13 protein-coding genes are annotated in these 15,466 nt (G+C 38.9%); 5 read left to right on the forward strand and 8 right to left on the reverse strand.

The genetic code is table 11. The features are described 5' to 3' along the window. Positions 1–160 precede the first annotated feature (160 nt). The 5 genes from V7K62_RS03765 to V7K62_RS31455 form a co-directional block, all read right to left on the reverse strand. Positions 161–1,168, reverse strand: a complete 1,008-nt coding sequence (locus V7K62_RS03765; RefSeq protein WP_334861826.1) for a glycosyltransferase family 4 protein — start codon at positions 1,166–1,168, stop codon at positions 161–163. A 155-nt stretch (positions 1,169–1,323) separates the two neighbouring features. Then, positions 1,324–2,979 carry a hormogonium polysaccharide biosynthesis protein HpsL gene (gene hpsL / locus V7K62_RS03770; protein WP_334861828.1) on the reverse strand — a complete coding sequence of 552 codons (1,656 nt, stop codon included), beginning with the start codon at positions 2,977–2,979 and terminating at the stop codon, positions 1,324–1,326. A 222-nt stretch (positions 2,980–3,201) separates the two neighbouring features. Further along, complete coding sequence (locus V7K62_RS03775) at positions 3,202–3,978, reverse strand: glycosyltransferase family 2 protein (RefSeq protein WP_334861830.1); 777 nt, start codon at positions 3,976–3,978, stop codon at positions 3,202–3,204. Between the two features lie 412 nt (positions 3,979–4,390). Continuing rightward, positions 4,391–4,729: a hypothetical protein gene (locus V7K62_RS03780; RefSeq protein WP_334861832.1), complete on the reverse strand. Its 339-nt coding sequence runs from the start codon at positions 4,727–4,729 to the stop codon at positions 4,391–4,393. A 12-nt stretch (positions 4,730–4,741) separates the two neighbouring features. Beyond that, the gene (locus tag V7K62_RS31455) at positions 4,742–4,879 is read right to left on the reverse strand and encodes a hypothetical protein (RefSeq protein ID WP_442937220.1); all 138 of its coding nucleotides are present in this window, start codon (positions 4,877–4,879) and stop codon (positions 4,742–4,744) included. Positions 4,880–5,248: 369 nt separating this feature from the next. On the opposite strand from V7K62_RS31455, the gene V7K62_RS03785 reads away from it, so the two are divergent. Further along, positions 5,249–5,512, forward strand: a complete 264-nt coding sequence (locus tag V7K62_RS03785) for a helix-turn-helix domain-containing protein (protein ID WP_334861834.1) — start codon at positions 5,249–5,251, stop codon at positions 5,510–5,512. Continuing rightward, positions 5,509–6,426 (forward strand): hypothetical protein, encoded by a 918-nt coding sequence (locus V7K62_RS03790; protein WP_334861836.1) that lies wholly within the window; start codon positions 5,509–5,511, stop codon positions 6,424–6,426. The genes V7K62_RS03785 and V7K62_RS03790 overlap by 4 nt, the downstream gene beginning before the upstream one ends. On the opposite strand, the gene V7K62_RS03795 is transcribed toward V7K62_RS03790, so the two are convergent. Beyond that, entirely contained in the window at positions 6,392–7,480 is a 1,089-nt protein-coding gene (locus tag V7K62_RS03795) for a DNA methyltransferase (protein ID WP_334861838.1), read from the reverse strand. The two genes, V7K62_RS03790 and V7K62_RS03795, sit on opposite strands and share 35 nt — an antisense overlap. 154 nt (positions 7,481–7,634) lie before the next feature. On the opposite strand from V7K62_RS03795, the gene V7K62_RS03800 reads away from it, so the two are divergent. Then, positions 7,635–9,365: a DUF262 domain-containing protein gene (locus tag V7K62_RS03800; RefSeq protein WP_334861840.1), complete on the forward strand. Its 1,731-nt coding sequence runs from the start codon at positions 7,635–7,637 to the stop codon at positions 9,363–9,365. Between the two features lie 207 nt (positions 9,366–9,572). On the opposite strand, the gene V7K62_RS03805 is transcribed toward V7K62_RS03800, so the two are convergent. Further along, the gene (locus tag V7K62_RS03805) at positions 9,573–10,742 is read right to left on the reverse strand and encodes a cysteine desulfurase family protein (RefSeq protein ID WP_334862164.1); all 1,170 of its coding nucleotides are present in this window, start codon (positions 10,740–10,742) and stop codon (positions 9,573–9,575) included. 218 nt (positions 10,743–10,960) lie between these two features. On the opposite strand from V7K62_RS03805, the gene V7K62_RS03810 reads away from it, so the two are divergent. Beyond that, the gene (locus V7K62_RS03810) at positions 10,961–12,592 is read left to right on the forward strand and encodes a phospholipase D-like domain-containing protein (protein ID WP_334861842.1); all 1,632 of its coding nucleotides are present in this window, start codon (positions 10,961–10,963) and stop codon (positions 12,590–12,592) included. Positions 12,593–12,689: 97 nt separating this feature from the next. On the opposite strand, the gene V7K62_RS03815 is transcribed toward V7K62_RS03810, so the two are convergent. Then, positions 12,690–13,775, reverse strand: a complete 1,086-nt coding sequence (locus V7K62_RS03815; RefSeq protein WP_334861844.1) for a glycosyltransferase family 4 protein — start codon at positions 13,773–13,775, stop codon at positions 12,690–12,692. 880 nt (positions 13,776–14,655) lie between these two features. On the opposite strand from V7K62_RS03815, the gene V7K62_RS03820 reads away from it, so the two are divergent. Next, a complete protein-coding gene (locus tag V7K62_RS03820; protein WP_334861846.1) occupies positions 14,656–15,465 on the forward strand; it encodes an ABC transporter permease in 810 nt (269 codons plus the stop codon). The last annotated feature ends 1 nt before the right edge of the window (position 15,466 follow it).

Genomic DNA, 15,466 nt, shown 5'->3' on the forward strand with positions numbered 1-15,466 from the left:
CTGACTTTTCGCGGGTTCTGGAAAACCTCTCTCCTACCAGAGAAGAGGCTTTGAATTTTCCTCCTTCCCAGCTAACAAAAGTTTTTCCGCTTCCCTCTCCTCTTAGGAGAGGGTTAGGTTTGGTATTGGTTTTTCCCCATGACGTGAAAAGTCAGATTGTTTACACTGCTGCTGCATAGAGATTATCAAATAACTCATTTTGCTTTTCAGAGTTATGCACAATTTGCGCTTGAGCTAATGCTCCTGCACTTAAAAATTCATAATGTTCTCGTTTATCGGTTCTATCAAGAAATTGGATGATTTGTTGCAATGCTTGCTCTGCCAAATCGTCATAGGTGCTATTCAGAATTTCCCAATATTCATTACTTTTGGTTTTCTCTCCGTGTAGCCAATTACTCCAGTGCCTAATTTCATCAATTGGTAATTCTAAAATATACCCATTTTCTCCGTGACTAACAAACTCTGGTAAGGCACAGACGTTAGTCGTAATTATTGGCGTGGCGACTGAAAATCCTTCAATGATGCTAAAACCATAAGTATCATGTAATGTCGCCATTAATTGAAAATGGCTTTGCGATAATAACTCCATAACTTTTTCATTAGGGATATATTTGTGAAAAACAACGTTTTTTAAATTCAGTAACTTTAAATCTTCCAGATATTTGGTGGTATCGGGAAAATCTGTAGGTACTCCAGAACCATACCCCAGTCCCGATATGATATGGATGGTAAGAGGTAAACCTAGTTTTTCCGCTTTTTTTGCTAGTCTTAAAGCAACAACTCCACCTTTTCTAGCAATGTGGTGTCCTACAAAAACAAGCTGCAAATTTTGGTCTTGTTGATAAGTTTTAGGTTTGTCAACCCTGGCAGTAAAATTTGGATGAATTACATCCAATTTCTTACTTAACTTTTCTTCTGTTTTCCAGCCTTCTATGCGCTTAAGAAATCTTAACTTGGCATAATTTGACATGGCTATAAGTTTTTGGCAATTGTCTAGTGCTAAACGATTGTTTAATAATTCATAAATTACTGCTTCTTGTTTATTTTGAGGATTCCTATATAAAACCCGATGATCTTCAAATGTGAGAAACCAAGGTTTATTTGTATATAAAATTCTGTTGAAAGAATGAATAGCCTGGTATTTTTCCCATAAAGGTTGCCAAGCCATAAAGCTTCCTAAAGGATACCAGAGTTTTTCTATAGGATATCTGCCTGTAGGAAAAGACTTGAGGTGAATTAGTGTATGCCTAGAATTACGCGGTAGGTTAGGAATTCTAATGTGGTTCTGACCGCAGATGATAATTTTTGCCATTTTTATTTCATTTAAATTGTTTTTAGACGTTTTTTCTTGCTTTTTTGCTGAGGGTTGGCATCTTCCTTATCTTGTTTCTCCAGTTCTGGCAATTTAAAAAGAACTCCCGCAAAAAACCAATAATAGACACCCACTGGATCAACATCCAGAGGATAGTAGTAGGTGTTGTAGCTAATAAACAATATAAACACCCACAAAGCTGCTCCGTAACTGCGGAAATTACGGTTCTTTATGGAGCGATAGGTTTTAAAGCCAATAATTGTTAAAGTTGTTACCAAACCCAGAAACGCTAGTACTCCAATAATTCCAATTTCATAAAGTACTTTGGGGTAGTAGGTTTCCACAAGCTTAGTTTTACCCATTACACGGGCAGAGTTGGTTGCTCGACCTAAGCCACTTCCCAGTGGCCCATCTACGTTTTTCCAATTCTCTTCAAATTGCTGGACGATAAAATCTTGAGGTGGTGAAGCGTCCCAGCGACTTGTAAAACTCTCGGTTCTCTCTTGTACCACAGTAGGGTTAGCCACCATCACAATCCCCACAACTAGAGCAAGTCCTACGCCTATGGGGATAAATCGTTTTAGGTTGCCAATTTGTCCAGTCAGCAATAGCAAAATCCCGAAGCAGGTTGGTACTAAAGCTAAGGCGATTCTTTGGCCAGAGATTACAGCATTAATAAAGACTGTCACTAAAGAACTTAAACCAATCACCCGCCATATTAGCGAGGGATCGGTGAAGCCCGTGGCAAAGGTAAAAAAGGTACTGGAAATTAAGAACCATGCCCACTGCCAAGGAGCTACAAATGTCCCTGGGAGGCGAATAACTCCTTCATCGGGGCTATATAAGAGCGCTCCACCAAAATAACACCGGGCTTCTAGTGATGTGACAAATAGGGCATTTCCTTCAAGACCTCTAGTGCCCTGACATACACCAGTTAGTAGTAACAGGTATTGAATAAATCCCAGCACACAGCAAATCAGCGTGAGGGCAATCTGGAGGCGCGATAAAAATAGAAAATCTCGCTTATCACGAATTAAATAGTAAGCACAACCAAGCAGAGGGACATAGCCTAAAAATACTTTCAGTCCCAGAATTCCCATTCCTAAGGGTATTTCTTTCTCTGCTTTTTGTAATAATCCTACACTAGGTGGGTTAAACTGTTGGGCACCATTAACAAACAATAGGGTTAGTATACAGCAACCCAAAACAATATAAAGTGGGATTTTAATGCCTTGGGGAATAATTAGGGGTAGCCCCTGTTTACGGCAAGTCTGCCAAAGTCCAATTAGCGCTGGAACGTAAAAGGCATCTTTAGCTAATTGGAGTATGGGACTATTGCCCAAGTAGTAGGTGATAGTACCCCCAATCGGTACGTAAATGATGAAGGCATATAGCGCTTGGCGCGGGTATTTGTAGGAAAGGGACATGACTACTATCCCCAAGACACCAGGGACTGCTGCTTTAATTCCAGCTACGAAAAAAAGCAGAATGCCAACGAAGACACCGACAAAGCTGGCGGTGGTGAGTAAGCTAGTGAGTTCTTTACGTGCTTGGGCTGCTTTGCGCTTTTGGGCTAACTGTTCTTTGAGGCTAAGGGTAGAAGTTTCCTTTTTAGCCTGTTTTTTCGAGTTTTTAGATTGCTGAGATTTTGATTTGAATTTTGGCATAGTGGCACTGTAGCCTATCAGCCTCGGAAAATGTTATCTTATACAAGACTAATATTTGATTTTGGAAATATACGTAGGGGAGCCAGTGCGTTGCGGAGGTTCCCCCCGTTGTAGCAACTGGCGTTGTGTTAGTGCAGAAAGTACAGCACTATGCCAAGCTTTTGGTGCGTTCTGCTCCACTAACACACCCTACAAGACTACTTAGATTTTTTCAAAAATAATTTACGATTCCGATAGTTGATAAATTTCTTTGGATTGCTGTAATTCGTATAATCCGAATTCATCTCTAACTGATTGATTTAATAATTTGCGATTAAAAATGCTAAATCTTAATCTTTTTGAATTGTCAAAAAGATTTTCTCCTGTTTCCAAAATATAAACTGCGCCTGGAAATGGTAATGATTTAATGGCTTTTGCTTTATTTTTTAAAATGTCTCTGACTTTAGCGTGGTCTATATAATATCTATAGTATCCATAGCCACGATTATATTCTGCGATTTCTGGCAAATCATTCAAATCATATCGAATAATGTTACAAGTGCCACACATTTTATAAAAATTGCTTCTCTTAATATATATGTAATTACTGCCTTCCTGATATTTATAACCTTTATTTATAAACCATCCATTAGAGTCAGGGTGTTGTTGAATAAATTTGGCTAATTTTTCACTAACACAATCGTCAGCATCAACTGTCATAGTGTGAGTGGGAGAAAATTGACGAGCATAAATCAATCCTTTTAATATTTTACGCCCTTTATCTGTGTCTCCTTTTGCTACAGGGTTAATCTCGTTTGCAGGGGAAAAATCAACTGTAATATATGTAATCTGGGAATGACTGAATTCTATTTTGGGCTTTTCGTGACAAACAACAATAACGTGAAACTTAGGTGAGGTTTGATTGCAAACGGATTTAATGCATCTTTCAAATAATTGTGTAACACGCTCCCAGGAATTGGAAACTTGTGCACTTTTGAGTGGGATAACAAAGACAAGCACTATATTCTATCAGCACAAATAGCTAGGAATGTCGAAGTAAATAATAACATGTTCAGACATCCTCTAAGAATGAATCTCATATAATGTCCGCTTGATTACTTATTAAACCCGAAGAACTCCAAAGAGCCAAAGCTACGCTTCGTCTCCCCGATGCTTTGGGGCTATGGTGTACACACAAGTAGTATCTGCAAGGGTTTCAAGCCTTCTAGACGCAATCAAATTGTCATTACGAGCGGAGCGAAGTAATCGCATAATCCCGTAGTTTTTGCGATTGCTTGTCTGCGACACGCACTTGCGAACGTGGTCATGGAGAGGAGAAGCTTTAACGAACAACCCCGCAAGCGGGCAACCACTAAGGAGTTATCAGAAATAATATCTGGATCAAACAGAATCAGTTCGCCAGAATTCTTGACTAACCGAGTATGTACCCAGCAACGATCGCTCGATCGCTCGTTGTCAACTCGTCCTGGGAATCATGGATGATGTAGGAAAACTCATTGTCATGCTCAAATACGTATCCGGGCAACACCACACACGATTTGCGCTCGACGCGATTCAGCCGAGCAAAATCGATGTCTGCACCAGCAGCCCAGTAACGCGCTAACCTGATCAGGTCGCGATCGTCAATAGCAGATTGCAATTCAGCATCTTTTGGTGTCGGTAAGTCTGCGCCGCCAAAAGAATTGATCAGGCTACGGCGCGGTAGGCTTTCGCTATTGTGGGAATTCGACTGAGTAATCCAGGGCGACAATTGTTCCTGTAGCTAAAACGGTGAATTGTCGAGTTTGATGCGGGGATTTCTAGGCGTAGCGTTGATGGTTGGAACGAGGGTTTTTTGCTGGAACTGCAATAGCACCTTGGCGATTTGCGAAATGCCCGATGCCGCTTCCAAGTGGCCCAAGTTAGATTTAACCGAACCGATCGCACAAAAACCTGATGCAACTCTGAAATTTGCTTGAGTAGCTCATTGTTAAACCAAATCTATGGAAATCCTAGCAGTCCTGCCGATGAATATGATGGTGACGAAAGGATCAATATGGTAAAGGCTTGCTCTTTAAGCTCTTGCAGGGACATAGAAAACACTCCGACAAATGCTGTATCTAAATTTTAGTATGAGCGATCAACGCTTAACTAAAGATAAATCCGGTGTCAGCCTCTGCAAAACTAGCTTCAACACCATCGCTGCTAGGATACAAGTATCCTATTTTGGGATTATCCGAAAATGGGTTTATTGTGTTCAACGTATACATAGTGCTAAAGCAAAGGCACAATGAAATTTGTTTTCAGCCAGGACTATAAAATATTCCGTCGCTGTATGATTGAGGCTCGTAAGGAGGCAAAACTAACTCAACACACGCTTGCTAAATCCTTGAAAAAGCCACAATCTTTTGTAGCCAAATATGAAAACGGTGAACGGCGGTTAGATGTAATTGAGTTTCTGTTAGTTACTCGCGTAATCGGCGTAGATCCTTGCGATATTCTCAGAAAAGTTGAACAAGGAATATCTGAAGCATCTTGTGAGGAGGAGGTATGAATACACAGGATGTAATCGGGCTGGCATCTCAGTATCTAGATAATTTATCGGGTCATATTTTTGACGTTTTAGATATATCTAAGCCTGTAACTGTAGACGCAGCGCTAAACTTGGCTAAAATTATCTCAAAGCTTTCACCCTTACTCGGAAATTTAATCGAATTTAACACAGTTGAATTTTTGAATAAACAAAATGAATTTTCTGAGTTTGGAAAGTGGCAGAGGCAAGATCCAGGCTTTCCAGATACTATTTTCGTGGGAAGAGTTCAGCCAACACCAGGATTAGAGATTAAAGCATGGTTTCCATTAGCAACGGAAATAACAGCACGCTTTAAAGACAGCCAAAATCACTTTCAGTATGATCAGACCTATGTTGCTATGCTGGCATGGTTGCCTGAGAAAATTATCTATGGCAAGCCTCGTATTCTTGATGTATGTGTTGTCTCTGGTTTATCTGTAGCTTTAGCTAGAGATACTCATTATCATAATCCGCCGGATTATCTTGTTTTGGAGCCAGAAGATACAACTCAAAGAACAGCAAATTTACAGCAGACAAACACTAGCGGTTATAAATTTCAAGGATCTGTCGAAGAGATATTAGAAGCTCAAAAAATAGTTGACTCATGGGGTGTTGAAGGAAAAATCTATAAACCAACTAGAGAATATCAGCGCCTTCTGCGTGAACTGTTGATCCGGTACAAATACAGACTGGATACTAATTTTGCAAAGATGGACAGAATCGTACATCCAGGTATTGAAAAATTTAAGCAGCGTGTCTATAACATTGAAGTTTCTGGTATTAAAGTTGGTCAATGGAATAGGCTTCTATCAAGCCGTCGAGAAGACAGCATCAAGAAATGTCTACAAGATTATCTAGAGATTAGAGAAGAGAATATTGATGAACTTCTTGATTAAATCTCTGCACTCCATAATAAAAATAATCTGGATCAATTTCGCAAGAGTAAGCTTTTCGTCTTAGTTTACGCGCTGCTAGAGATGCACTGAACAGTCCACCGAAAGGTTCCCATATAACATCGTTTTTATCACTTGACGCTTCAATAATAACGCTCATTAAATCAAGAGGCTTCTGATTAAGATGTAGTGCTTTTCCCGAAGGAATCTTAACTCTCTCATCGCCCCGTAGAGCTTGCCGATCCCAAACATTTGTAAAACCATGAGGGCATCTGAATTTGGAGCGCATCTTACTCCATTCTTGCCCTGTTAAAGATTGATTCCCATCCAAAGAAAAATAAGGTCTTCCTTCTGGACTACCATGCTCATTTGCATAGTTCACTAACCTCTCAAACATCTCTGGAGGAGGGAAATACCATAAGTGTCCTTGATCGAAATACTTCCTAGTTGCAGCATTAGCTACACCACAAGCATCGTTTGCTCGTCGTAGTCGTAATCCAGAACGTTTCCACTCTTCTAGCAACCATACTTTCAACGTCAGTTCGTTGACTTTAACTTCTCTTACATATTGAACACACACTTCTGTAACTACAGGAAATCTACGAATTTTTTCTGTATTAACATTCCCTGCGATATGACCTTTTCCTTTGTTCCAAATATTACAATTAACATAACGCCAACCGTACTTTTCTAAAAGTGGATGTACAACAGCCCAGCCAATTTCTGAATTCCAAAACCAAAGTGTTGTGCATGGTATGGCTGCTTTTGACCATGCTTCAATATGAGGTTCATACCAATTAGGTAAATCAATATGATCTGAAGTATCTCCTTCAAAACCAAGAACACCGTAAGCCCCATCTGAAACGATGACCGTAGGCTGCTCCCAATTGTTATAGTGTTCGAGACTATCGCCTAGATATAGAGCAACGCTTTCATCATTCCACACAGAAAAATTTAAGTTGGTGTTGAGATTGACTACTTTACCACGACCAACTGTGCTGGTAGCCTTGCGTTTTAAGGTGTTGGGGGAACTCGGTTCTGGGTTAGATAGACTCATTTATTGGTTACATAGCTCTCAAACTTGAGTACGTGTTATTTTATCCTAAATGTCTGATTGACAGAGCTGCTTAACAAATGTGCATTTGTAAAATACTTGCTAAACTTGTTTAGACATATTTAAACTGTTAACCTGCACTACTGTACTATAAATCATGGAACTTCACGCATACACTAAGACAATTTCTGACCTATTTTCCGTCAAGAAAAAATATATTGTCCCAAGATTTCAAAGAGAATACTCATGGACAAAAGAAGAAGTTTCTGAATTATGGGATGATATTATTTCAAATGTTTCTATTAATGATGATCAGAATTTTACCCATGAGGAGTATTTTATTGGCTCACTTGTTCTTGTAGGAGATGATCAATCTCTATCACTGCAAATTGTTGATGGTCAACAACGCCTTACAACACTTACTATATTGTTATCTGCTCTTTGTCAAAGATTTAAAGATATTGGAAGAGACCTTTTAGCTAAAGGAATATATGATAACTATATTTCTGGTAAGAATGATGAAGGTGAAGAATATTTCAAATTAGAGAATGAATCACCTAAGCCATTTTTTCAAACAACAATTCAATACATCGATAAGGAAAAACATACGCCATCTTCGGAAGAAGAAAAAACTCTTCTGTCTGCATATAATGATATATATACGTATACATCTAGAGAAAGTTTAAAAGAAAAATTTAAGTTCAATGAATTGGATGATGAATTATACGAAAAAATTCTTAAAGTTGTTAGAGAACAAGTCGTTAATTATTTAAAGATAATATATATTACTGTAGCTGAAGAAAATGAAGCCTATACAATATTTGAAATTTTAAATGCGCGAGGAAAGAATTTAAGCTTTGTTGATTTAATAAAAAATAAAGTCTTTAAGGAACTTGATAAAAAACATCCCGATGATTTTGCAAAAACAAAGTGGAAAGAGTTGAAAAAAGTAATAGGTTCGAGAGATGGTGTAGGGAATTTAGAGACATTTATTAGACACTGGTGGATAGCTCGATACGCTTATGTCAGTAAAGAAAAGGTTTATAAATCTTTTGAAAAAAACTGGAGTAGTGATGAAATAGAAGCTAAAAAATTTTTAAATGATCTTGTGCATGATGCAAAATTATATGTTAAGCTAGCTTCCCCTGTAGTTGAAGATTTCAAACAGATGGAAGAAAAAGATTTATATCGGTCTTTGCTTGCTTTAAAAATATTCAATGTTAGCCAACAGAGACCTTTTATTTTAAGTCTTTTCAAGGTTAGAGAAAAGAAGCTTATAAGCTTAAATGAAATGAAAGATATTGTTTCTTTTCTTGAAAAATTTCACTTCTTTTTCAATGCTGTTTCCTCTATGAGACCATCGGGTATTGAGGGAAGTTATTCTAAAGCATCCAGAGAATTATTTGCTGCACAAGACAAAAATTCAGCAAAAAAAGTTATAGATAATTTAAAGGCTAATTTAGTAAGCAGATTACCAGATCAGAATACTTTTATAGAAAAATTTTCTAAGTTAAGATATATCAAAGATTATACTAAAGACAAAAAACTTATTCAATATATTTTTAGTTATATTGAATCTATCAAGCAGACAACTAGCGAATTCAAACCTGATAGTATAACTCTAGAGCATATACTTTCTCAATCATCTGGCTCAGAAAATTATATAGGTAGTATAGGAAATTTGTTGCCCTTGGGTGAGGAATTAAATGGAAAATGTGCTAATAAGCCACTAGTTAGTAAAATAAAAATATATAAGGATTCAAATTTTGAACTAACACAAGAATTTGCGAAAGAAGAAATTAAAGATTGGGGTGAAAAAGAAATTAAAGATAGAACAAATTCTTTAGCTCAATATTGCTATGATTTTGTCTGGAAAATAGATAAATAATCTTTTGGAGATATTCTCATTAAAACTAAGCCATAACCCTGACTATAACCTGAGCTAAAGATATGTAACCCAACATGAAAAAACCTACTCCTTAATAACCATAGATATGTGAATAGGGGCTTACAGATGTACATCCCTAAAACTGATTAATTCATTGTAAAAATTGTGGCTAATATTACCACAAATATACGATTTGTCACATTTAATTTAACGCTTAACTAAAGATAAATCAGGTGTCAGCCTTTGCAAAACTTGCTTCAACACCATCACTGTCCAATCTATATCAGCTTGCGTGGTATCACGCCCCAATGTAATGCGAATTCCGCCCAAAGCAGCTTTTTCGGAATAACCCATTGCTAACAATATCGGGCTAGGGCTAAGTTTACCACTGTGACAGGCAGCACCAGCACTGATACCGATACCTGCAAGGTTTAGCTGTCGTACCAAGGTTTTACCGCTCAATTTTTTTCCATCGGCGTTTTCTAGGCACATACTGACGTGGTGAGGTAAACGATCGCAGCCATCCCCTGTAGCAATTAAACCCGGAATCTCAGCTAATTGGGCAAAAGCGCGATCGCGTAACTCAATCAATCGTGGTGTTTCTGTAGCTAATTCTTGCGCTGCTAATTCTGCTGCTACACCAAATCCGGCAATTATCGGTACTGCTTGGGTACCAGAACGCAGTCCCATTTCTTGTCCACCACCACTAATTAAGGGCAATAATTCTACACCAGGACGCACGTACAACGCCCCTGCACCTTGGGGGCCATATATTTTATGACTAGAAATGCTCAGTAAATCTACGGGGAGTTGTTGCACATCTATGGGTAAGCGTCCCACAGCTTGTACTGCATCTGTGTGGAACAAAGCCCCATGCAATCGCACAATCTTACCCAATTCTGCGATCGGTTGCACAGTCCCTACTTCACTTTGTCCATAAATTATAGAAACTAAGACTGTGTTATTTCGCAACGCCGCCTTTAAATCTAAGGGATTGACTCTACCTTTAACATCTACAGATAAGCGCGTAACTTCCCAACCCCACATTTCTAGCGATCGCACTGTCTCGGAAATTGCAGAATGCTCAACGCTGGAAATAATTAGATGTTGAGGAACAGCATACAACCGAGCCACACCCATAATTGCCAAATTATCAGCCTCAGTGCCACCAGAGGTAAAAACGATCGATTCAGGGGTAGCGGCGTTAATTAAACCAGCAACTTGGACTCTGGCTTGTTCTACAACCGTTGCCGCCCGTTGTCCCCACTCATGTAAGCTGGAAGGATTGCCCCACTGTTGAGTGAGGACTGTTTGCATAACTGCGATCGCTTCTTTTCGAGTGGGTGTAGTGGCGCTGTAATCTAGATAAATTTGCATATAACCGATAATGGTGAGAACACGTTGATAGTAGGCTGCTGATCTTGTCAGCATATACCGTTTGAGTCAACAAATCCTGAATAAAAATCTCTGTAATTCTGCGTCAAGCAGTGGATTTTTCTCTTGAAGAAAGAAAGCTATTTCTCTACTTAATTCAAAACACAAGATTTTGGGAATGATAAATATGTTCACTCCCAATCCACTTTTAACAGATTACAGTGCAATTTATCTCTAGACAAAGATATTTTTTATATATCTTTTTACTGATATTTTCCCTGGCTGGTTGTCAACGAGTCCAATCCTACAATCAGCGTCCAGCTTCTTTACCACAAGACCCGTTAGTTCAAGTTTACTTTAACCATTCTGAATCTTCAGAATACCAAGAACCTTACCGTCAGCAAACTCGCCTTGGGGATGATTTAGAAAAACAGATTGTCAATGCTATTTCGCACGCTAAATCTACAGTAGATGTCGCTGTGCAAGAATTACGTTTACCCAAAGTTGCTCAAGCATTGGTTGATAGACAAAAAGCTGGGGTAAAAGTCAGGATAATTTTAGAAAATATCTATAGCCGACCTTGGAGTACTTTAACATCTACTGAAGTAGGTAAGTTAGATAAAAGAGAACAGGAACGCTACAACGAATTTCGCAAATTTATCGATATTAACCAAGATAATCAACTCAGTCCAGCAGAAATCAATCAAAGAGATGCCTTGATAATTTTGCATAATGCCAAAATTCCCTGGATAGACGATCGAGCCGATGGTTCAGCGGGTAGCAGTTTGATGCATCACAAATTTGTGATTGTGGACAATCGCATTGTAATTATCACTTCGGCCAATTTTACTTTAAGTGATACTTCTGGCGATTTCACAAATTCCAGCAGTTTAGGCAATGCCAATAATTTATTGCAGATTGACAGCCCAGAATTAGCATCTTTATTTACACAAGAGTTTAACATCTTATGGGGAGATGGGCCGGGAGGTCAGCCAGATAGTAGATTTGGTTTAAAAAAGCCGATGCGTTTACCTAAACAAATAACTTTAGGAACAAGCCAAATTACTGTACAATTTTCGCCTACTTCTCCAACTCAACCTTGGAGTAACAGTAGTAATGGTTTAATTGGTAAAACTTTAGATTCAGCAACCAAATCTATTGATATGGCGTTATTTGTTTTTTCCGAACAGCGTCTTGCGAATATTTTAGAAAAACGCCATGAACAAAGTGTGCAAATTCGCGCTTTAATTGAACCACAATTTGCTTATCGTCCTTACAGCGAAGCATTAGATATGATGGGGGTTGCTCTTAGTAACAAATGTAAATATGAAGTTGACAATCATCCTTGGTCAAATCCAATTACTAGCGTAGGTGTACCTATGTTACCCAAAGGTGATTTATTGCATCACAAATTTGGTGTTATTGATAGTCAAACAGTAATTACAGGTTCTCATAATTGGTCAGATGCTGCTAATAGTGGTAACGATGAGACACTTGTAGTGATTGAAAATCCGATAGTTGCTGCCCATTATGTGCGAGAATTTGCTCGTCTTTATGCCAGAGTTAAACCCGGCTTACCACCAGCAATTCAAGAAAAAATTAAATTAGAACAAACACGGTGTCCCCAGATAAAAACTTCTTCATCAACTGAACTACAAGCCATTCAAAAAGTAAATATTAACACTGCAAGTTTAGAAGAATTAACAACTCTCCCTGCCGTGGGTAAAAAGTTAGCACAGCGAATAATTATTAGTCGTCAACAGCAAAAATTTACATCTTTACAAGACTTAGAACGAGTTCCAGGGGTGAGTGCTAAGATGTTGGGAAAATGGGGCGATCAGATCACTTGGTAAAGCGCACAGCATTTTTTATTAGCCCACGGAGGTGGGCTTTGTTTGTGTAGCCGCGAATTTTATTCGCCAGAGCTGTAAGATTACAGAAATGTGATATTTAAATGCGATCGCTAGCTAAATCAACCAAACTGCGGAAATGCCCATTCTGAGAAAATCGTTCTGCTATTATTTGTTGATAAACTGTCTCATAGCCATCAGTCATGTGCTCAACGCTGAAAAGGTTTTCGACATACTGACGACAGGCATAGCGGTCTAACTCTATGACGCGATCGATGGCACTGATACACTCTTGAATATTATTGCAGAGGAAACCCGTCTTACCCTGGGAAATTACCTCTTCAGTAGACCCCAATTTCATTGCAATCACTGGCGTACCTGAAGCCATTGACTCAATCATCACCAATCCAAAGGGTTCTCGCCAAGTAATCGGGAACAGAGTTGCTACTGCACCTCCCATCAGGGCATTTTTTTGAACATGGTTGGCTTCACCCAGATATTCAATTTGCTCCCCGTCAATGTGTGGTTTAATTTCCTTCTCAAAGTATTCCACATCAACGGCATCTATTTTACCTGCCATTTTCAAATGCCAACCAGCAAGTTTTGCAATTTCTATCGCTAAATGCGCTCCCTTCTCTGGAGACATCCGACCTAAAAAAGCTAAGTAAGGAGGTTCTTCTGGTTGGGAGTGAAACTCATAACTGCTGACATCAATCCCGTTGTAAACCGTCGCTATCGAGTTCAACCCTAACCTTGGTTCTCGTTGTGAATTGGAAATATTGACGTAGGGTTGTTTTTTACCAAAACTAAACATCTTTTCGTTGTCAGGGGTAAAAATACCATGCAACGTGTGAACCGTAGGAGTTTTTACCAGATTTGCGTAAGCCAGCGCCCCATGCCCGATATGGGAGTGAATAATATCAAACTCTCCTGCACGTTCATACACCGAAGCTATATTCAGCATCTCGTAAATGCCGTAATCTTTGATACTAGGATCGAGTCTGAGGGCACGGGGATGAACTGACGTTAGTTTTGCCAGACTAATAGAATCTCCCGATGCAAATAAAGTTACATCATGTCCGCGTCGGACTAATTCATCGGTCAGTAACCCTACTACTAACTCTATACCCCCATAAGCTGGAGGCGGAACTCTTTCCCATAGTGGAGCTACTTGAGCAATTCTCATCACAAACCTCCTAAAAAATAAAACTTGAATTAGAAGTTTTTTATTTCTGTTGTTTTAGTGCTTGTAATTGATTCACTTTGGCATCAGAAAGTAACTTCAGATACTAAACCTATTAACAATTTCCTTTAAATCTTACGCTGTACCTTCTATGTTGTTTGTCTATCCTAGTACGGAAATTACCCACTCCTAAAGAGGTAACTATATTCTATATTATTAATTTTTATGTGATTGAGTGCAATTTTAAATAGAGATTTCTTGAGAAATATAAACTTGATAGAATCGTCAAAAACTACCATTTAATCGTGATATTGGGTCAAATAGCTCTATTTATGCCTGTCAATCATCTGATTTTAAAATGTTAACTAAAGAATAAAGTGCGTAGACACTCTTTGGGCGGCTTTCCGCACTCTAAAGGATAATCTCTAGTCGTTAAAAAGGTAAATTCTCGTAAAGTAGGTAGTTTGAAATCAGAAGCGGCAATTTTTATTATAAGTTCTATCCTAGTTCTTAAAAGTAACAATTAACTTAACTTTTAACGTTGTATGGAAAAGCCCACAAAAACCTAACCCCTAACCGTTCTGGTGATTGTGACTTGTTGAAAGCTGCCCAATTTTATTGCTTGATTTCGGGGGTTATTTTTCGTCTTTTTACATAAATTTAGGGGCTTGTATCCCTTTTTTAAATTCGAGCGTTCTCGTAGAGAAGCAAGGGTCAGATTGAGATGATTCATAAAATCTCTGCTTTCCTCTCTGCGTTCTCTGTGCCACCCTGCGGGAAGCCGCAAAGCGTCTACTGCGGTTCGATAAATCACCTTTAAACTGCAATTGACTTATTGCATCAAATATGATATTTTGTATTGCTATCGATAACATATATAAACGTGAATATCTCTCCATCTCTCAAAAAACCGCGTGTCTCATGGCAGGCGGTTTTCTCAGTGCTAATGTTTGTGTTCATGTACCTGCCCATATTGGTACTTGGCTTTTATAGCTTCAATCAGTCGCCCTACAGTGCAACTTGGCAAGGATTCACTCTTGATTGGTATCGCAAGTTATTCAGTGACGATCGCATTTTATCGGCTTTGCAAAACAGTATGATAGTTGCTAGTTGTGCCGTGGCAATTTCAGCAGTGCTGGGAACCTTGATGGCGGTTGGGTTGGCGCGTTACGAATTTCCTGGTAAGAAATTGTATCGGGGTATTGCTTACCTACCATTGATTATTCCTGATATTGCGATCGCAGTGGCTACCCTAGTATGTCTAGCGGCCTTTGCAATACCTTTGAGTTTGTGGACGATAGTTGCAGCCCATATAGTGTTTTGTCTCGCCTACGTCGGACTTGTAGTTGCTTCCCGACTGACTAATTTAGACCCTCACTTAGAAGAAGCAGCACTAGATTTAGGTGCTACACCAACCCAAGCTTTCATCAAAGTATTGCTACCTCAATTAATGCCTGGGATTGTAGCTGGTTGTCTCTTGGCTTTTGTCCTCAGCTTAGATGATTTTCTCATTGCCAGTTTTACAGCTGGTAGCGGTTCTAACACCCTGCCAATGGAAATTTTTAGCCGCATTAGGGCCGGAGTTAAACCTGATATTAATGCACTGAGTGTGATGCTGATTTCAGTATCTGCGATCGTTGCGCTTGTAGCTGAATTAATTCGCGCTTCTGGAGAGAATAAAACTTTCAAATAAG

Source organism: Nostoc sp. (assembly GCF_036917935.1).
Taxonomy (GTDB): Bacteria; Cyanobacteriota; Cyanobacteriia; order Cyanobacteriales; family Nostocaceae; genus Nostoc.